This is a genomic window from Streptomyces nanshensis, assembly GCF_001751255.1.
GTDB lineage: Bacteria > Actinomycetota > Actinomycetes > Streptomycetales > Streptomycetaceae > Streptomyces > Streptomyces nanshensis_A.
Genome location: NZ_LJGW01000248.1, coordinates 1 through 18,625, shown reverse-complemented (window position 1 = coordinate 18,625; position 18,625 = coordinate 1). Strand labels below are relative to the sequence as shown.

Sequence of the window (18,625 nt, the reverse complement as noted above, 5' to 3'; positions counted from 1 at the left end):
TTTTCGCCCACTTTTCTTCAGCGTACTGCCGGGTGGAGCCGCGCCTCTTGGGCCCTTCGGACCCCTTTCTACCTGGGAAGACGCCGTGTCCAGGCTTCGAGCGGCGGACGGTCGGGGACGGGGGTGATCTTGCCCAGGCTCTCCCACTGCCAGGACGTCAGGGCGAGGCGGGCGGGCTCGTCGTCCTGATCGATCAGGGTCACGGCGAGGGTGATGCCCGACGGGGTGAGCAGACTCTCCTGGAGGCGCGTCGCGATGCCGCGGCGGCGGAAGGACGGCGCGACCATCAGCTCCGTCATCACGAACGTCCGCCCGGCGGCGGTCAGTTCGGCGGCTTCGGCGGGCAGTTCGCCGTGCAGTCCGTGCCACCACTGGTCGGTGCGCTCCGCGCGGTAGCCGTAGACGCTGCCGGCCAGGGCGCCGCCCATGGTGGCGGTCACCAGCTCGAAGCCGGTGCGCTGGACGTGCTCGCCGAGGCGGCGCAGATACTCCTGACGGTCGCGGAACTCCTCGCCCGCCGTGCCCCGGTACGCCTCCACGTACAGATCGGCGACGGCCTCACGTGCCGCGTCGGCCTGCCACCGGCTCAGTCGCCGCAGGAACACCTCTGTCATCTCTCGGCCCTCCCCCCCCTCGGCCGCTTCCCCGTCGGCGACCGGTCCCGGCCCTGGCTGTGGCCTTGAACAGGACTGACCGACTGTGACCGGAACCGCACAGGGAGAAGCGGAAAGTATCGAGAATACTGCGGTTCCGGGGAATTGAGTGTGCTCGTTCGCGCCATGAAGTGGCGGCGGTCGGCGTGGAGTTGGCGGTCCGCGGACGGGACGCGGTCCCGGGGCCCGGGCCGGGGAGCTGTGTGACGCGGGCGAATCGGGCACCCGTGTCCCCCTACGTACGCATATGGCGCCGGCTCGGCGCCGTCCGGCCGGAGGAGAGGAGCGGCCATGCTGGACATCCTCGTCACCGTCGGCGTGATCCTCATCCTGATCGCGCTGGCCGCGCTGCTGCTGCATCTCGTCGACGAGCATCAGCGGCAGCGGGTCGCCACCGCCGACTACGAACGGTTCCACCCCGGGGATCCCCGGCCGGGCTCGTCCGGGGAACCGGCGTCCGGGCAGGACTCCGGTCAGGCACAGCAGCAGGAGCGGCGCGGGGAGAGCGATCCCGGCCCCGGGATGTGACGAGAGAGGAGCCCAGGGGCGAAGGGGCCGGGCGCCCGGTGTCTAGAGCGTGCCGAGCTTGATCAGCACGAGCAGCGCGACGAGTTGGACCGCCGAGGCGCCCAGCGCGCGCGGCCACGGTATGTCGTGCGAGCGGCTGACCATCATCGTGAACAGCGCTCCGGCCGCGACCCAGGTCGCCCAGCCCAGTGCCTGCACGATCGGCGCCGTACCGCCCAGGAAGAGCGCGACGACGAGCCGCGGCGCATCGGTCAGCGACATGATCAGCATCGAGAGGCCGACCGTCGGCCCCCAGGCACCGTCGCCGCCGAACTGCCGGGCGAGCGTGTGCGTGACCGCGCCGAGTATGAGCCCGGCCAGTACGACCGCGATGCCCGTGCTCAGTACGTACGGGACGGCGCTGGAGAGCGTCGCGTGGATGACCTCTTCGCGGGCCTGGTCGAGGCCGAAGATCGCGAGCAGTCCGTAGAGGAACGTGACGATGATCGCCGTGCCCCACACGCTGTGGTCGCGCATCTGCCAGAAGGTCGCCGACGGGCGCAGCAGGATGCCGCTCAGCAGGTCCTTCCAGTGCAGCCGGGGGCCGGAGGGCGGTGCGGGACGGGCGTAGTCGCCGCCGTAGCCGCCGCCGTCCGGGCCGTAGGCGCCGTGCACGCTGAACGGCTCGGGGACGGTGAACGAACGGGTGTGACCGGAGGCGTCCGCGTAGGGATCGGAGGCGGGACCGCCGGGCCGCGGCTGGCGGGGACCGGGACCGCCCGGACCGCCCGCGTACGGACCGGGGCCGAACTGGCCGCCGCCGGGCTGCTGATGGGAGCCGTACTGCTCACCGAAGTACTCGGGTTCGCCGTGGCCGCCCTGTGTGCGGGGCCACTGCTGGGGCGGGCGTTGTCCGTACGCGCCCGGTCCGGCTCCCGGCGCGGGGCCCGGACCCGGACCGCCCGCGCCGCGGCCCCGGCTCTGCGGTCCGCCGTACTGCCCTTGCTGCTGCGCGTTCCGGGAGCCCCGGCCGCGTCCCATCCTGAAACCAGCCACGTCCTCGAACGTACCTTGTCGATGCGACAGTGACGCCGGGGTGGCCGGCTTGGGAGCCGCATTGTGGCAGATCCGGTACAACCCGTAAGGCTCACCCCTACGGGACCCGTGGGCGGGGAGGGGGAGGGGCCGGGCTACGAGGTGCTCGGCTGCGAGGTGCTCGGCTGCGAGGTGCTCGGCTGCGAGGTGCTCGGTTGCGATGTGCTCGGCCGTGCCCCTGCGTTCAGCCGCCGGGCAGCTTCACCGCGAGCGTCACGACGGCGCCCGAGTCGGGGCCCGCCGGTTCGACGCTGAGCCGGTCGGTGACCAGGCGGGCGAGCCACAGGCCGCGGCCGGCGGTGGCTCCCGCGACGCCCGGGGCGAGTTCGGGGATGACGTCCTCGGAGAAGCCGGGGCCGGAGTCCTCGACGCGGCACTCCAGTTCGCCCGCGAGGTGACGCATCACCAACCGGCCCATGCCGCCCGCGTGTTCGACGGCGTTGGTCGCCACGGCGTCGACGGCGACCACGAATTCGCCTCTGCGCGGCTCGGCGAGCCCGGCGGAGGCGGCGCACTCCTCGACCTCGATACGGATGCGCGGAAGGTCGCGGGAGGTGAAGTGCAATCGGCACAGGCGCTCGTTGGTCAGCATGCGCCCATCTCCTCGACGGTGGTCGGCCTACGGACCGGGTCCTCCCCCTGCCGGCACGGCGTGCGGGCCCGGTCGCTTGTGCCCCGCACGGTATCGGGCGAACTGCTCTGCGTGCAGGGGCGTAAGCGCCGGGTTTCCGCGGAGGGCGCCGTGACGGGAGTGGTGGACCGTACGGTCATGGTCCGTACGGGGACGACGCCCCGTCTCGTGCGGACAGGGGGCACGGGGGAGCCGCGGACGGTCTCCGCCGGTACGCCACCGCCGTCCAGCAACCGGGGTCGCCTCCCTCTGCTCGGCGTCAACTCCGGCAGATCTCCGGCACTCGCGCTCCGGCACTGCTTTCTGCCGCTGGTCAGCGAGGCTAAGGCGCAGGGTCCCGGTTGGGTATCCCCCGAAGGGGATTGACGTGTGAAGAACGCTAAGTGACCGAATTCGAGCGGACCTTGTCGCAAACGAACGGAGCCTGCCGTTCCGTGACGGCAGGCTCCGCTGTGTCGTCTGTATCTCACGCATCTCCACGAACGTCCGTCCCGGGGAGGGAAGGACGCCGTGTCCGGTCTCACTTCGCCGGTTCGGTCTCCGTGCTCTCCTTGCCCGCGTCGGGCTTGCCGCCGTTCTTCTCGCGGGCGTCTTCCTCGCCGGCGTCCGGCTTGCCGGACGCTCCGTCCGCGTCCGACGCTTCGTCCTCGTCCGAGGGCTCGTCCGCGGCGGCCTCCTCCTCCGGCGTACGGACGGAGTCGAGCAGCAACTGCGCGACGTCCACGACCCGCAGCTCCTCCTTGGCCTTCTGGCCCGTGGCGGAGCCACCGTCGGCTGCTGCCTTCTTGCCGTTGACGGAGTCCGTCAGCATCACGAGGCAGAACGGGCAGGCGGTCGAGACGATGTCCGGGTTCAGCGAAAGGGCCTCGTCCACGCGTTCGTTGTTGATGCGCTTGCCGATGCGCTCCTCCATCCACATGCGGGCGCCTCCCGCGCCGCAGCAGAAGCCGCGCTCCTTGTGGCGGTGCATCTCCTCGTTCCGCAGACCCGGCACCCTGCCGATGATCTCGCGCGGGGGCGTGTAGACCTTGTTGTGCCGTCCCAGGTAGCACGGGTCGTGGTACGTGATCAGGCCCTCGACCGGTGTCACCGGCACCAACCTGCCCTCGTCGACGAGGTGTTGCAGCAGTTGGGTGTGGTGGATGACCTCGTAGTGGCCGCCCAGTTGCGGGTACTCGTTGGCGAGCGTGTTGAAGCAGTGCGGGCACGTCGCGACGATCTTCTTCTTCGAGGCGGGCTTCTTCGTCGACTCGTCTTCGTCATCCTCGCCGAAGGCCGCGTTGAGCGTGGCGACGTTCTCCTCGCCGAGCTGCTGGAAGAGGAACTCGTTGCCGAGGCGGCGGGGCGAGTCGCCGGTGCACTTCTCGTCGCCGCCCATGATCGCGAAGTTGACGCCCGCGATGTGCAGCAGCTCCGCGAAGGCCTTGGTGGTCTTCTTCGCCCGGTCCTCCAGGGCGCCCGCGCAGCCGACCCAGTACAGGTAGTCGACCTCGGTCAGATCCTCGACGGTCTTGCCGACGACGGGCACCTCGAAGCCGGTCGCCTCCGCCAGCTCCTTCGTCCACTCCAGGCGCTGCTTCTTGGCCAGGCCCCAGGGATTGCCCTTCTTCTCCAGGTTCTTGAGCATCGTCCCGGCCTCGCTCGGGAAGGCGCTCTCGATCATCACCTGGTAGCGGCGCATGTCGACGATGTGGTCGACGTGCTCGATGTCGACGGGGCACTGCTCGACGCACGCGCCGCACGTGGTGCACGACCACAGCACGTCCGGGTCGATGACGCCGTTCTCCTCCGCGGTGCCGATCAGCGGACGTTCGGCCTCCGCCAGCGCCGCCGCGGGTACGTCCTTGAGCTGCTCCTCGCTCGCCTTCTCCTCGCCCTCCATGGTCTTGCCGCCGCCGGCGAGCAGATAGGGGGCCTTGGCGTGCGCGTGGTCGCGCAGCGACATGATCAGCAGCTTCGGCGAGAGCGGCTTGCCGGTGTTCCAGGCGGGGCACTGCGACTGGCAGCGGCCGCACTCGGTGCAGGTGGAGAAGTCGAGGATGCCCTTCCAGGAGAAGTCCTCGACCTGGGAGGCGCCGAAGCGGACCTCCTCCTCGTTGTCGTCGTCGAGAGCGGTCTCGAAGTCGATCTCCTTGCCGCCGGAGACCATGGGCCTCAACTCGCCCAGGGCGGTGCCGCCTTCGGCATCGCGCTTGAACCAGATGTTCGGGAAGGCGAGGAAGCGGTGCCAGGCCACACCCATGTTGGTGTTGAGCCCGACCACGATCATCCACACGAAAGAGGTGCCGATCTTGATGAGCGCGACGAGGTACGTCAGGTTCTGCAGCGCGCTCACGCTCAGTCCCTTGAACGCGGCGACGAGTGGATACGACACGAAGTACGAGGCCTCGTAGCCGTGCACGCCGTGCAGTGCGCCCTCCAGCCCGCGCAGTACGAGGATGGCCACGCCGATGGTGAGGATCACGTACTCGACGAAGTACGCCTGGCCCGCCTTGGAGCCCGCGAAGCGCGACTTGCGCCCCGCCCGCGACGGCAGGCTCAGCAGCCGGATCACGATGAGCGTGGCGATGCCCAGCACCGTCATCAGGCCGATGAACTCGGTGAAGATCTCGTACGGCGCCCAGGTCCCGATGAGCGGCAGCGTCCAGTCGGCCTGGAAGAGCTGCCCGAAGGCGTGCACCAGGGTCAGGACGAGCGTGAAGAAGCCGACGGCGACGAACCAGTGCGCGAAGCCGATCACGCCCCAGCGGTTCATGCGGGTGTGGCCGAAGAACTCACGGGCGAGCGTGAGCGTGCGCGCGCCCGGGTCGTCCGTGCGCGTGCCCGCGGGCACCGGTGAACCCAGCCTGACGAAGCGGTAGATCTGCGCGATGGCACGTGCGAACAGCGCGGTGCCGACTGCCGCCAGCACCAACGAGACGACGATCGCTGCGAGTTGCATGAGGGCTCCTCGGGCGGCCTTCGGGCGAGACCTGATCGAGTGGCTTACTAAGCGGTAACTTATCTGATCCGTACGAGACTACCCACTCCCCGGCGCCCGCTGGTACCCGGGCGCGCGGTGATCTGCGTCGCGGGGCGGCCGGCGGGGAGGGTGCTCGTCGCGGCCCGGGTCGAGGGTGCGCTCCGTGCCTGGTCGGAGCCGGGTGCGCATAAAGAAGGCATAAGAGTTGAGCGGACCTCGCTCATGGCATTTGACGGGACCGGATCCGGCGGGCATTCTTGAGTCAGCTTCACTCAAGACATTAGCTGGAGGAACCGAAATGGCACGTGCGGTCGGCATCGACCTGGGTACGACGAACTCCGTCGTCAGTGTTCTCGAGGGCGGTGAGTCCACCGTCATCACCAATGCCGAGGGCGCCAGGACCACGCCGTCCGTTGTGGCCTTCGCGAAGAACGGCGAGGTGCTCGTCGGCGAGGTCGCCAAGCGGCAGGCCGTGACCAACGTCGACAGGACGGTCCGGTCGGTCAAGCGCCACATGGGCACCGACTGGAAGATCAACCTCGACGGCAAGGACTTCAACCCGCAGCAGATGAGCGCCTTCATCCTGCAGAAGCTGAAGCGGGACGCGGAGTCCTACCTCGGCGAGAAGGTCGAGGACGCCGTCGTGACCGTCCCGGCGTACTTCAACGACGCCGAGCGTCAGTCCACCAAGGAGGCCGGCGAGATCGCGGGCCTCAACGTGCTGCGCATCGTCAACGAGCCGACGGCCGCCGCGCTCGCCTACGGCATGGAGAAGGAAGACCAGACGATCCTGGTCTTCGACCTCGGCGGCGGCACCTTCGACGTCTCGCTGCTGGAGATCGGCGACGGCGTCGTCGAGGTGAAGGCCACCAACGGCGACAACCACCTCGGCGGCGACGACTGGGACCAGCGCATCGTCGACTACCTGGTCAAGCAGTTCCAGTCCGGACACGGCGTCGACCTGTCCAAGGACAAGATGGCCCTCCAGCGCCTCCGTGAGGCCGCGGAGAAGGCCAAGATCGAGCTGTCCAGCTCCACCGAGACCACGATCAACCTGCCCTACATCACGGCGTCCGCCGAGGGTCCGCTGCATCTGGACGAGAAGCTGACGCGCTCTCAGTTCCAGCAGCTCACGGAGGACCTGCTGGAGCGCTGCAAGACCCCGTTCCACAACGTGATCAAGGACGCGGGCATCCAGCTCTCCGAGATCGACCACGTGGTGCTCGTCGGCGGTTCGACGCGTATGCCCGCCGTCGCCGACCTGGTCAAGGACCTCACCGGCGGCAAGGACGCCAACAAGGGCGTCAACCCGGACGAGGTCGTCGCCATCGGCGCCAGCCTGCAGGCCGGTGTGCTCAAGGGCGAGGTCAAGGACGTCCTGCTGCTGGACGTCACCCCGCTGTCCCTCGGCATCGAGACCAAGGGCGGCATCATGACCAAGCTGATCGAGCGCAACACCACGATTCCCACGAAGCGTTCGGAGACCTTCACCACGGCCGAGGACAACCAGCCGTCGGTGCAGATCCAGGTCTTCCAGGGCGAGCGTGAGATCGCCGCGTACAACAAGAAGCTCGGCATGTTCGAGCTGACGGGTCTGCCGCCGGCGCCGCGCAACGTGCCGCAGATCGAGGTCACCTTCGACATCGACGCGAACGGCATCATGCATGTCTCCGCGAAGGACCTCGGCACCGGCAAGGAGCAGCGGATGACCGTCACCGGCGGTTCCGCGCTCCCGAAGGAAGACATCGAGCGCATGATGCGCGACGCCGAGCAGTACGCGGACGAGGACGCCAAGCGCCGCGAGTCCGCCGAGACGCGCAACCAGGCGGAGCAGCTCGTCTACACGACCGAGAAGTTCCTCAAGGACAACGAGGAGAAGGTCCCCGGCGAGATCAAGACCGAGGTCGAGACCGCCGTCGAGGACCTGAAGGAGAAGCTGAAGGGCGAGGACACCGCGGCGATCCGCGAGGCCAGCGAGAAGGTCGCGGCGACCAGCCAGAAGCTCGGTCAGGCCATGTACGCCGACGCGCAGGGCGCGCAGGAGGCCGGCGGCGCCGAGGGTGCCGCGGCGGGTGCCGGTGCCGGCGAGGCCAAGGCGGACGGTGACGAGGACGTCGTCGACGCCGAGATCGTGGACGACGACCAGAAGCCGAAGGATGGTGCAGCGTGACGGAGGAGACTCCGGGCTTCGAGCAGAAGTCCGACGTCCCCGCCGACGCCGTACAGCCCGATGACGCTGCGGCGCAGGCCGCCGGGGGCCCCGTCGACGAGACGGGGGGCCCGGCGGAGCCGGCCGGGGACGTGGCCGACAACGAGCAGGACGGGCCGAACGGCCCGGACGCCCTGGGGCGGAACGCCCAGGAAGCGGCCCTGACCGCGCAGTTGGACCAGACCCGCAAGGCGCTGCACGAGCGCACGCAGGATCTCCAGCGGCTCCAGGCGGAGTTCCAGAACTACCGGCGGAGAGTCGAGCGGGACCGCGCGGCGGTGAAGGAAGTCGCCGTGGCGAATCTGCTCACGGAGCTGCTTCCCGTGCTCGACGACATCGGGCGTGCCCGTGACCACGGCGAACTCGTCGGCGGCTTCAAGTCCGTCGCCGAGTCGCTGGAGATGGTCGCGGCCAAGATGGGCCTGATGCAGTTCGGCAAGGAGGGCGAGCCCTTCGACCCGACCGTGCACGAGGCGCTCATGCACTCGTACTCGCCGGACGTCACGGAGACGACGTGCGTGCAGATCCTTCAGCCCGGGTACCGAATCGGCGAACGGACGATCCGGCCCGCGAGGGTCGGCGTCGCCGAACCGCAGCCGGGCGCGCAGGGCACGACAGGCGAGGAGTCCGCCGACGAAGAGGAGAGCGGTGGCCCCGACCAGGGCTGACCAGGCCGCACAGGCCGATGACCAGGGCACACGCGGGCACGGCACCGGGGAGGAGGGGCGCCGCGGATGAGTACGAAGGACTTCATCGAGAAGGACTACTACAAGGTTCTCGGCGTCCCGAAGGACGCCACCGAGGCCGAGATCAAGAAGGCGTACCGCAAGCTCGCCAGGGAGAACCATCCCGACGCCAACAGGGGCGACGAGAAGGCGGAGGAGCGTTTCAAGGACGCCTCCGAAGCCTATGACGTGCTCGGCGACGCCAAGCGCCGCAAGGAGTACGACGAGGCGCGCGCCCTGTTCGGCAACGGCGGCATCCGGACCGGCGGCCCCGGTGGGGCCGGCGGGCCGGGCGGCTTCAACTTCGATCTGAACGACCTCTTCGGAGGCGGTCAGCCCGGCGGCACCGGTACGGGCGGCGGCGCGGGCGGCTTCGGAGGCGGTCTCGGCGACGTCTTCGGCGGCCTGTTCAACCGCGGCGGCGCCGGTACGCGTACGCAGCCGCGCCGGGGCCAGGACATCGAGTCCGAGGTGACGCTCAGCTTCACCGAGGCGGTGGACGGGGCCACGGTCCCGCTGCGGATGTCCTCCTCGGCGGCGTGCAAGGCGTGCGCCGGCACGGGCGACAAGAACGGTTCGCCGCGCGTCTGCCCGACCTGCGTCGGTACGGGCCAGGTCTCGCGCGGCGGCGGTGGCGGCTTCTCCCTGACCGATCCCTGCGTCGACTGCAAGGGCCGCGGGCTCATCGCCCAGGACCCGTGCGACACATGCAAGGGCTCGGGCAGGGCGACGAGTTCGCGCACCATGCAGGTCCGCATCCCCGCGGGCGTCAGCGACGGGCAGCGCATCAGGCTGCGTGGCAAGGGCGCCCCGGGCGAGCGCGGCGGTCCCAACGGCGATCTGTACGTCGTCGTCCACGTGGACCGCCACCCCGTCTTCGGCCGCAGGGGAGACAACCTGACGGTGACGGTGCCCGTCACCTATCCGGAGGCGGCGCTCGGCGGCGAGATCACGGTGCCCACGCTCGGCGGTCCGCCGGTGAAGCTGAAGCTGCCGCCGGGCACGCCCAGCGGCCGTACGATGCGGGCGCGCGGCAAGGGCGCGGTCCGCAAGGACGGCACCCGCGGCGATCTGCTGGTGACCGTCGACGTATCGGTTCCGAAGGATTTGAGCGACAAGGCGAAGGGCATCCTGGAGTCCTATCGCGAGGAGACCGCCGCGGAGGATCCGCGTGCGGCCCTCTTCAAGGCCGCGAAGGGAGACTGAGGTGAACGGCCGAGGCGGACGACGCAACCCCTACCAGCTCACAGACGACTCGCCCGTGTATGTCATCTCGGTCGCCGCTCAGCTCTCCGGCCTGCATCCGCAGACCCTGCGCCAGTACGACCGCCTCGGCCTGGTCTCCCCCGACCGCGCGGCCGGGCGCGGCCGGCGCTACTCGGCACGCGACATCGAACTCCTGCGCCAGGTACAGGAGTTGAGCCAGGACGAGGGCATCAACCTCGCGGGCATCAAGCGCATCATCGAGCTGGAGAACCAGGTCGCCGCGCTCAAGTCCCGCGTCGTCGAACTCCAGCAGGCGGTCGAGGGCGCCGCGGCGGCGATGCAGCAGCGCGAGGCGCAGGTGCACGCGTCCTACCGCCGCGACCTCGTCCCGTACGAGGACGTACATCCGCAGTCCGGTGCGCTGGTGGTCTGGCGGCCCAAGACGCAGCGGCACGACTGACGAGAGACCGCTGACGGCTGGGCGGCTGACGGGGACGCGGCACGGAGCCGCCCCCGGTCCCCGTTTCCCCGCCGAACTCCCCTTCGCTTACCCGTACTTCGTCGCGCTTCCTCGCTCTGGCCGACGTCCGTGCGGCGGGCGCCCTGGGCGACCTCGCCGTCCCGGCCGTCGGGCCGGAAGTCCAGGTGCAGCCGGTTCGTGCCGCTCTTGTGCTCCGGTAGGCCGACGAACAGCAGCCCCGGGAGCCGGTCCTGCGCCGGACGGATCTCGAACTCACCGCCGGGGACGCCGTCTTGGGGACCGCCCTCGACGGAGCGTACTGCCGACGGCCGCCCCGGGCGGCGGCCGGGGAATCGCCGGGGTTGACCCGATCAGGTGTGTGCGGTTGGCCTTGGGGTCCGCTTCGGCGGAGCGTATACCCATGACGTCGACCCGCGCGGCGCTCGCCGCCCTCGTGACCTGCACCACCGCCCTGGCCCTGATGGGAGCGAGCGCCCCCGCGCCGTACCCGCCCGCATCGAAGGGGGACCCCTGGCCGCAGGGGACGGTCCGTACGGTCGGGAAGCTGGTCGCCCAACTGCCGGGCGGGCAGGTCGAGTCCTGCTCGGCCGCCATCGTCGATTCGCCGAGCGGCAGCGTCGTGGCCACCGCGGCGCACTGCATCTCCAGCCCGCAGCGTCCGCGCGAACCGCTGGCGATGTACTTCCAGCCCGGCTACCGCGGGGCGGACGCGGCGGCGGCCGGCAGCCGGGCGGGCAAGGGGACGGCGTCCGGGCCGGGCCGCGGCGACGGCCCGAAGAACGTGCTCGCGCACGGCTGGAAGGTGGCGTCCTGGAAGACGGCGCCCGGCTGGGACTCCGGCAAGGACCTGGAGTCGGTCCTCCCGTACGACTGGGCGTTCCTGCGGATGCACAAGCGCGGCGGGCGCACCATCCAGGACGTCTACGGCGCGAACAAGCTCCGTACGGAGCCGGTGCGCGGCGGCGCGACGGCCACGCTCGGCTATCCCGCCTCCGCCCCGTACGACGGGGAGACGCTGCACTACTGCTCCGGCAAGGCGCACCAGTACCGGAGCGGGGAGATCGCTGAGGCCAACGTCGGTGCCCTGGCGCTGCGTTGCCGGCTGACGCAGGGCGTCAGCGGCGGGCCGTGGCTGCGCGGCATCGACCGTGCGCGGGGCGCGGGCACGCTGGTGGCGGTCACATCGGTGGGCTCGGACGACGAGTTGCTGGGGCGGCCGTATCCGCGTTCCGCGCGGGCCCTGTTCAAGGAGTTCGGAGCCGTACACAAGAAGGGCTGAACCGGACGGAGTTCAACGGGGACCGGGTCAACCGGCGCTGCAACGGGCGGAGTTGAGCCGGACGGAGTTGAAGCGGGCGCGGCCCCGGGCGCGGTCCGGGCCGTGCCGTCCGCCGGCCCGGACCGGCCCCATCCGTATATCTGGCGGGGCCCCGCAGGCGTCCCCGTCTGCCCGTCAGGAGACACCCCTCAGGAGACGCTGCCCAGCGTCCGTTCGACCGTGATCTCGATCAGTACACGCTCGGGGTTGGGCGCGGGCCGGCGCCCGTAGCGCTCCTCGTAGCGGCGCTCGGCGTCGGCGACCGACGCGGCGTCCTCCCGGATGCGGGCGCGGCCCTCCAGCGTCGACCACCGCCCACGGTCGACCTGGCACAGCGCGACCCGCATGCCCTCCTCGCCCGCCGCCGCGATGTTGCGTGCCTTCCGGCTGCCGCGGCGGGTGACCACGCGCGCGGTGCCCAGCGGCGCCGGGACCTCCGGTTCGTACGTCACGCTCACGGGCACCACGTGCGGGGTGCCGTCGGGACGCAGCGTCGTCAGGGTCGCGAAGCGGTACTCACGCCAGAAATCGGCGAGTTGGGTCTCGGTCTCGGACGCGGACTCGGACGCGGTCTGGGACGCCGGTGCGGGCTGCTGGGGCTGCGGCTGCTGTTGCGATTCGGTGCTCGTCATGGGAACGAATCTAGCGCCGCGATAGTTGAGTGGAGTAGACTCAACTTGCTAGAGGCTGAAACTAGCAGCAGCAAGCGACAGGCACAGCGACGCAACAGCCGCTTTCGAAGGAGGCACACACGCCAGTGGACGCAGAGCTGACCAACAAGAGCCGGGAAGCGATCAGTGCTGCCAGTGACCGCGCGGTCCGCGACGGACACCCGGACATCACACCGGCACATCTGCTCCTCGCTCTGCTCCAGGGCGAGGACAACGAGAACATCTCCGACCTGATCTCCGCCGTCGACGCCGACCAGGCGGCACTGCGCTCGGAAACGGAGCGCCTGCTCGCCGGGCTCCCCAGCGTCCAGGGTTCGACGGTGGGCAAGCCCCAGCCGGACCGTCCGCTGCTGGCCGTCGTCGCCGACGCCGCCCAGCGCGCCAAGGAGTTGGGCGACGCCTACGTCTCCACCGAGCATCTGCTGATCGGCATCGCCGCGAAGGGCGGCCCGGCCGGCGAGCTGCTGAAGGAGCAGGGCGCCACCGACAAGAAGCTGCTGGAGGCGTTCCAGGCCGCGCGCGGCAGCCGTCGCGTCACCAACCCCGACCCGGAGGGCACGTACAAGGCGCTGGAGAAGTTCGGCACCGACCTGACGGCCGCCGCCCGCGAGGGCCGGCTCGACCCGGTCATCGGCCGGGACCAGGAGATCCGCCGCGTGGTGCAGGTGCTCTCGCGCCGTACGAAGAACAATCCGGTGCTCATCGGCGAGCCCGGCGTCGGCAAGACCGCCGTGGTGGAGGGCCTGGCGCAGCGCGTGGTGAAGGGCGACGTGCCCGAATCGCTGCGCGACAAGCGGCTGGTGGCCCTCGACCTCGGTGCGATGGTCGCGGGCGCGAAGTACCGCGGCGAGTTCGAGGAGCGGCTCAAGACCGTGCTCTCGGAGATCAAGGAGAGCGACGGGCAGATCATCACGTTCATCGACGAGCTGCACACGCTCGTCGGCGCGGGCGCCGGCGGCGACTCGTCCATGGACGCCGGCAACATGCTCAAGCCGATGCTGGCCCGCGGCGAGCTGCGCATGGTCGGCGCCACCACCCTCGACGAGTACCGCGAGCGGATCGAGAAGGACGCCGCCCTGGAGCGTCGCTTCCAGCAGGTGCTGGTGGCCGAGCCGACCGTCGAGGACTCCATCGCGATCCTGCGCGGACTCAAGGGCCGCTACGAGGCGCACCACAAGGTGCAGATCGCCGACAGCGCGCTGGTGGCCGCCGCGACGCTCTCCGACCGCTACATCACCTCGCGCTTCCTGCCGGACAAGGCCATCGACCTCGTGGACGAGGCCGCGTCCCGGCTGCGTATGGAGATCGACTCCTCGCCCGTCGAGATCGACGAACTCCAGCGCGCCGTCGACCGGTTGAAGATGGAGGAGATGGCGCTCTCCAACGAGACCGACCCCGGCTCCGTCGAGCGCCTGGAGCGGCTGCGCCGCGAACTGGCCGACCGCGAGGAGGAGTTGCGCGGTCTGACCGCCCGCTGGGAGAAGGAGAAGCAGAGCCTCAACCGCGTCGGCGAACTCAAGGAGCGCCTCGACGAACTGCGCGGCCAGGCCGAACGGGCCCAGCGCGAGGGCGACTTCGAGTCCGCCTCGCAGCTTCTGTACGGGGAGATCCCCGGCGTCGAACAGGAGCTGGCCGAGGCGTCGGCCGCCGAGGAGGAGGCCGCCGCGTCCCAGACCGAGCGGGAGACGATGGTCAAGGAGGAGGTCGGCCAGGACGACATCGCCGACGTCGTCGCCTCCTGGACGGGCATCCCCGCGGGCCGGCTCCTGGAGGGCGAGACGCGCAAACTCCTGCGCATGGAGGAGGAGTTGGGCAAGCGTCTGATCGGCCAGCGGGAGGCCGTACGGGCCGTCTCCGACGCCGTACGCCGCTCGCGCGCCGGTGTCGCCGACCCGGACCGCCCCACCGGCTCGTTCCTCTTCCTCGGCCCGACCGGCGTCGGCAAGACCGAACTGGCCAAGGCGCTCGCGGACTTCCTCTTCGACGACGAACGGGCCATGGTCCGCATCGACATGAGCGAGTACGGCGAGAAGCACTCCGTGGCCCGTCTCGTCGGTGCGCCTCCCGGCTACGTCGGCTACGAGGAGGGCGGCCAGCTCACCGAGGCGGTGCGGCGGCGCCCGTACACCGTCGTGCTCCTGGACGAGGTGGAGAAGGCGCACCACGAGGTCTTCGACATCCTGCTCCAGGTCCTCGACGACGGGCGTCTGACCGACGGCCAGGGCCGCACGGTCGACTTCCGCAACACCATCCTGGTGCTGACCTCCAACCTGGGCAGCCAGTACCTGATGGATCCGCTGGAGAAGGAGGAGGACAAGCGCGAGAAGGTGATGGCCACCGTCCGCTCGTCCTTCCGCCCGGAGTTCCTCAACCGCCTCGACGACGTGGTGGTCTTCTCCGCGCTCGGCGTGGAGGAGCTGAGCCGCATCGCGCAGTTGCAGATCGACGCGCTGCGGCGGCGGCTGTCCGGCCGGCGGCTGGAGCTGGAGGTCACGCCCGAGGCGCTGTCGTGGCTGGCCCGCGAGGGCAACGATCCGGCGTACGGGGCACGGCCGTTGCGCCGCCTCGTGCAGACCGCGATCGGCGACCAGCTCGCCCGGGAGATCCTCTCGGGCGAGGTGCGGGACGGCGACACCGTCCGCGTCGACCGCGCCGACGGCCTGGACGGTCTGACGGTCGGCTCCGAGAGCGGCTCGGAGAGCGGTTCCGGCAGCGGATCCGAGAGTGGCTCCGACAGCGGCTCCGACGGTGGCGGTGCGGAGTCCGACGGCCGCGCCGCGACGCCCGCGGACGCCTGACCGGCGGCGACGCGGACGGCCGTGGACGGGCTTCCGCGTCGCTTGCCAGGACGGCCCCGGCATGGGAGAGGATGGCGGAATCCGTACGAAGGGAAATCACGGTGAGCATCGATCCGTCCTCGATTCCGAACTTCGGGGGCCAGGAGCCCGACCCGGAGGAAGCCGCTCCGGCCGGGCCTGTCATCCCCGACCAGGAGCTGGTCAAGCAGCTCCTGGACCAGATGGAGCTGAAGTACGTCGTCGACGAAGAGGGTGACCTCGCGGCGCCGTGGGAGGACTTCCGCACGTACTTCATGTTCCGGGGCGAGGAGGAGCAGCAGGTCTTCTCGGTCCGTACGTTCTACGACCGGCCCCATCCGATCGAGGACAAGCCCAAGTTGCTGGAGTCCATCGACGACTGGAACCGGCGGACGCTGTGGCCGAAGGTCTACAGCCACACGCACGACGACGGCACCGTCCGGCTGATCGGTGAGGCACAGCTCCTGATCGGGACGGGCGTCTCGCTGGAGCACTTCGTCTCCAGCGTCGTGAGCTGGGTGCGCGCGTCGATCGAGTTCGACAAGTGGCTCGTGGAGCAGTTCGGGCTGGAGAAGGACGCCGAGTCCGGTGACGAGCCGGACTCCGGCTCCGAATGAGACGGCGGCTGTGCGCCGCGAGGCGGGCCGGGGTGCCGACCCCGGCCCGTCCGCTGTGTGCGGGGTGCGTGCGGGTCGCCGCGATCCGTACGTGCGCCCCGGCGCGTACGGCCCGGGGACGGTGACGCCCGCGTACGGCGGCCCGCGTCCGCTCAGCGTTCGGTAACGGTGAACCGGCGCAGCGCGAGCGCCGGGTTGACCTCGCGCACGCCCGCCAGCCGCTCCCGTGTCGCGGTGGCGAGTGCCGTGCCGGTCTGCTCGCCGAGCGAGGCGAGTACGACGCCCATCGGGTCGACGACCATGCTGTTGCCCACGCCGACCGGTGCGCACTGGTCGGCGGCGGCGACGTACACCGTGTTCTCGATCGCCCGCGCCCGCAGCAGCGTCACGAAGTGGTCCTCCTTGAGCGTCCCCGGCACCCACGCCGCGGGGACCAGCACCACGTCGGAGCCCGCGTCGACCAGGCGGCGGGTGACCTCCGGGAAGCGCAGGTCGTAGCAGGTCTGCATGCCGAACACGAGACCGTCGGCCTCGAACGTCCCGAACTCGCCGACGGGGCCCGCCTGTACGACCGCGGACTCGGTGAAGCCGAACGCGTCGTAGAGGTGCTGCTTGCGGTAGACGGCCGCGACGCCGCCGTCGGGGTCCGCGGCGAGCAGCGTGTTGTGGATCGTGCTGCCGTCCCGCTGCTCGTTGAGGCCGACGACCAGATGGATGCGCAGCCGTGCGGCCGTCTCGCGCACCGCCGTCGCGTACGGGCCGTCGAGGGGCTCGGCGGTCTCGACGAAGCGGCGGTCCATCGCGGGCGCGGTGTACATCGCGTACTCCGGTGCCACGACGACCCGCGCGCCCCGCCCTGCGGCCTCCTCGGCGAGGCGCCGCAGGACGGCGAGGTTGGCCTCCTTGTCCGTGCCGGGTGCGAACTGTGCCACCGCGATCTCGCCCATGTGCCTTCTCCCTCGGGGGTGTTGGGACCGGCCCGGCGGTGCGCCCCCGGGTGTCAGCCGCCCGCGGCGGCGCCCTTCAGCCGTACCGCCGCGTCCGCGAGCACCTGCGGCCGCTTGCAGAAGGCGAAGCGTACGAAGGGCGCGCCCGCCTCCTGATGGTCGTAGAAGACCTGCGTCGGTACGGCCACGACACCGCAGCGCTCCGGCAGCGCGAGGCAGAAGTCGATGCCGGAGGTCTCGCCGAGCGGCCTGATGTCGGTGGTGACGAAGTAGGTGCCCGGCGCTTGGAAGACGCCGAAGCCCGCCTCGGCGAGACCGCGGGAGAGCAGGTCGCGCTGGGCGCGCAGATCCTCCCGGAGTCCCGTGTAGTAGCTGTCGGGCAGGGCCAGCGCCTCGGCGACCGCGTACTGGAACGGCCCGGCCGAGACGTACGTCATGAACTGCTTCGCGGAGCGCACCGCGCCCACCAGCTCCGGGGTGGCCGTCACCCAGCCGACCTTCCAGCCCGTGAAGGAGAAGGTCTTGCCGGACGAGCTGATCGTGACCGTCCGCTCGCGCATGCCCGGGAACGAGGCCAGCGGAAGGTGCTCGCCCTCGTAGACCAGGTGCTCGTAGACCTCGTCGGTGACGGCCAACAGGCCGCGTTCGACGCACAGTTCGGCGACGGCCGTCAGCTCCTCGCGGCTGAGCACCGTGCCGGTGGGGTTGTGCGGGGTGTTGAGGAGGATCAGCCGGGTGCGGTCGGTGACGGCGTCGCGCAGCTCGTCCAGGTCGAGCCGGAAGGTGCCGGACGCGGCGTCGGGCCGCAGCGTGACCGGGACGCGGGTGCCGCCCGCCATGGCGATGGCCGCGGCGTAGGAGTCGTAGTACGGCTCCAGCGCGATCACCTCGTCGCCGGGTTCGACGAGGGCGAGCAGCGCCGCCGTGATGGCCTCGGTGGCGCCGGCGGTGACCAGCACCTCGGTCTCCGGGTCGGGGTCGAGGCCCAACTGCCCGTACCAGCGCCGCTGATGGGCCGCGATCGCGGTACGCAGCTCGGGGACGCCCGGTCCCGGCGGGTACTGGTTCCCGCGGCCGTCGCGCAGCGCCCGTACGGCCGCCTCGCGCACCTCTTCGGGTCCGTCGGTGTCGGGGAAGCCCTGCCCGAGGTTGATCGCGCCCGTACGGACGGCGAGGGCCGACATCTCCGCGAAGATCGTGGTGCCGAACTCCGCGAGGCGCCGGTTGAGCAGCGGACGTTCCGGGACTCGCTGGTCAGCAGTCATGGCCGTCATCCTCCGGTACGCCCCGGTGTTCATCAACTCCCGGGGCGCTCCCGTCGGCGGTCCTCTCGGCGCCCCCTCGGCGCCCCCGTCGGCGATCCGGGGCCGGGCCGCGTGCGGGCGCGGGCGTGGCCGTAACCTCTCGTCTTGCTCAACTCCCGCTTGCCCCACGGGATCCCGGGCAGTAGCGGTGCACGCCGGTACGGTGCCGGCGAGCGGACGCCCGGGGAACGCCGGGGCGTGCGGACGGCGCGGCAGAGAGCGCAGCACAGAGCACGGCAGAGACACGGCAGAGAACAGCGAGAGCACACGAGAGCACAGCGGTGCGAGCCGGCACCGCGGAACGAATGGGGGAACGGCCCATGGCCGGAATGGCAGAGATCTTCATCGTCATAGTCCTGGTGGTGATCGTCGTCGCGGTCGTCGCCGGACTGGCGAAGAGTTCGCGCGGGGGCTCGGGCAAGGCGCGGCGCCGCGGCTACAGCGGCGGCGGTGGCGGCACGGCCGCCGGCGGCGCCTGGTGGG

The 18,625-nt window shown here is 70.7% G+C and carries 15 protein-coding genes and 2 pseudogenes; 9 read left to right on the top strand and 8 right to left on the bottom strand.

Annotated features, from left to right (window positions below; all coding sequences use genetic code 11):
• Positions 1–68: 68 nt before the first annotated feature.
• A complete protein-coding gene (locus AN218_RS36720) occupies positions 69–614 on the bottom strand; it encodes a GNAT family N-acetyltransferase (RefSeq protein WP_079132173.1) in 546 nt (181 codons plus the stop codon).
• Between the two features lie 330 nt (positions 615–944).
• Here AN218_RS36720 and AN218_RS36715 point away from each other — a divergent pair, with 330 nt between their 5' ends.
• The gene (locus tag AN218_RS36715; protein WP_070017271.1) at positions 945–1,181 is read left to right on the top strand and encodes a hypothetical protein; all 237 of its coding nucleotides are present in this window, start codon (positions 945–947) and stop codon (positions 1,179–1,181) included.
• Positions 1,182–1,223: 42 nt separating this feature from the next.
• Here AN218_RS36715 and AN218_RS14365 read toward each other — a convergent pair whose 3' ends face one another.
• A complete protein-coding gene (locus AN218_RS14365; RefSeq protein WP_070017270.1) occupies positions 1,224–2,216 on the bottom strand; it encodes a Yip1 family protein in 993 nt (330 codons plus the stop codon).
• 29 nt (positions 2,217–2,245) lie between these two features.
• Between AN218_RS14365 and AN218_RS39055 the strand changes: the two are divergent.
• A pseudogene (locus AN218_RS39055) lies at positions 2,246–2,413 on the top strand (pentapeptide repeat-containing protein); the annotation flags it as partial.
• Positions 2,414–2,439: 26 nt separating this feature from the next.
• Here the strand turns inward: AN218_RS39055 and AN218_RS14360 are convergent.
• Entirely contained in the window at positions 2,440–2,847 is a 408-nt protein-coding gene (locus AN218_RS14360; protein ID WP_070017268.1) for an ATP-binding protein, read from the bottom strand.
• Positions 2,848–3,406: 559 nt separating this feature from the next.
• The gene (locus AN218_RS14355) at positions 3,407–5,827 is read right to left on the bottom strand and encodes a (Fe-S)-binding protein (protein WP_079132171.1); all 2,421 of its coding nucleotides are present in this window, start codon (positions 5,825–5,827) and stop codon (positions 3,407–3,409) included.
• A 319-nt stretch (positions 5,828–6,146) separates the two neighbouring features.
• Here AN218_RS14355 and dnaK point away from each other — a divergent pair, with 319 nt between their 5' ends.
• The 4 genes from dnaK to AN218_RS14335 all read left to right on the top strand — a co-directional run bounded on the left by dnaK (position 6,147) and on the right by AN218_RS14335 (position 10,448).
• A complete protein-coding gene (dnaK, locus tag AN218_RS14350) occupies positions 6,147–8,018 on the top strand; it encodes a molecular chaperone DnaK (protein WP_070017266.1) in 1,872 nt (623 codons plus the stop codon).
• Entirely contained in the window at positions 8,015–8,725 is a 711-nt protein-coding gene (grpE, locus tag AN218_RS14345) for a nucleotide exchange factor GrpE (protein ID WP_070017264.1), read from the top strand. Before dnaK ends, grpE begins: the two co-directional genes overlap by 4 nt.
• Before the next feature lie 66 nt (positions 8,726–8,791).
• Complete coding sequence (dnaJ, locus tag AN218_RS14340) at positions 8,792–9,988, top strand: molecular chaperone DnaJ (RefSeq protein ID WP_070017261.1); 1,197 nt, start codon at positions 8,792–8,794, stop codon at positions 9,986–9,988.
• A gap of 1 nt (position 9,989) precedes the next feature.
• Positions 9,990–10,448: a heat shock protein transcriptional repressor HspR gene (locus AN218_RS14335; RefSeq protein ID WP_070017260.1), complete on the top strand. Its 459-nt coding sequence runs from the start codon at positions 9,990–9,992 to the stop codon at positions 10,446–10,448.
• A gap of 107 nt (positions 10,449–10,555) precedes the next feature.
• Here AN218_RS14335 and AN218_RS38245 read toward each other — a convergent pair.
• Positions 10,556–10,723 (bottom strand): annotated as a pseudogene (locus tag AN218_RS38245) (VOC family protein); the annotation flags it as partial.
• A 146-nt stretch (positions 10,724–10,869) separates the two neighbouring features.
• On the opposite strand from AN218_RS38245, the gene AN218_RS14330 reads away from it, so the two are divergent.
• Positions 10,870–11,748, top strand: a complete 879-nt coding sequence (locus AN218_RS14330) for a trypsin-like serine peptidase (RefSeq protein WP_070017258.1) — start codon at positions 10,870–10,872, stop codon at positions 11,746–11,748.
• Positions 11,749–11,936: 188 nt separating this feature from the next.
• Here AN218_RS14330 and AN218_RS14325 read toward each other — a convergent pair whose 3' ends face one another.
• Positions 11,937–12,419 carry a pyridoxamine 5'-phosphate oxidase family protein gene (locus AN218_RS14325; protein WP_079132170.1) on the bottom strand — a complete coding sequence of 161 codons (483 nt, stop codon included), beginning with the start codon at positions 12,417–12,419 and terminating at the stop codon, positions 11,937–11,939.
• Between the two features lie 125 nt (positions 12,420–12,544).
• Here AN218_RS14325 and clpB point away from each other — a divergent pair, with 125 nt between their 5' ends.
• Both clpB and AN218_RS14315 read left to right on the top strand, forming a co-directional pair.
• Positions 12,545–15,256: an ATP-dependent chaperone ClpB gene (clpB, locus tag AN218_RS14320; protein ID WP_079132169.1), complete on the top strand. Its 2,712-nt coding sequence runs from the start codon at positions 12,545–12,547 to the stop codon at positions 15,254–15,256.
• A 101-nt stretch (positions 15,257–15,357) separates the two neighbouring features.
• Entirely contained in the window at positions 15,358–15,891 is a 534-nt protein-coding gene (locus AN218_RS14315; protein ID WP_070017256.1) for a type III secretion system chaperone family protein, read from the top strand.
• A gap of 152 nt (positions 15,892–16,043) precedes the next feature.
• Here the strand turns inward: AN218_RS14315 and AN218_RS14310 are convergent, their stop codons facing one another.
• The gene (locus AN218_RS14310; RefSeq protein ID WP_070017254.1) at positions 16,044–16,838 is read right to left on the bottom strand and encodes a carbon-nitrogen hydrolase family protein; all 795 of its coding nucleotides are present in this window, start codon (positions 16,836–16,838) and stop codon (positions 16,044–16,046) included.
• A 53-nt stretch (positions 16,839–16,891) separates the two neighbouring features.
• Positions 16,892–18,112 carry a pyridoxal phosphate-dependent aminotransferase gene (locus AN218_RS14305; protein ID WP_420855971.1) on the bottom strand — a complete coding sequence of 407 codons (1,221 nt, stop codon included), beginning with the start codon at positions 18,110–18,112 and terminating at the stop codon, positions 16,892–16,894.
• Positions 18,113–18,625 lie beyond the last annotated feature (513 nt).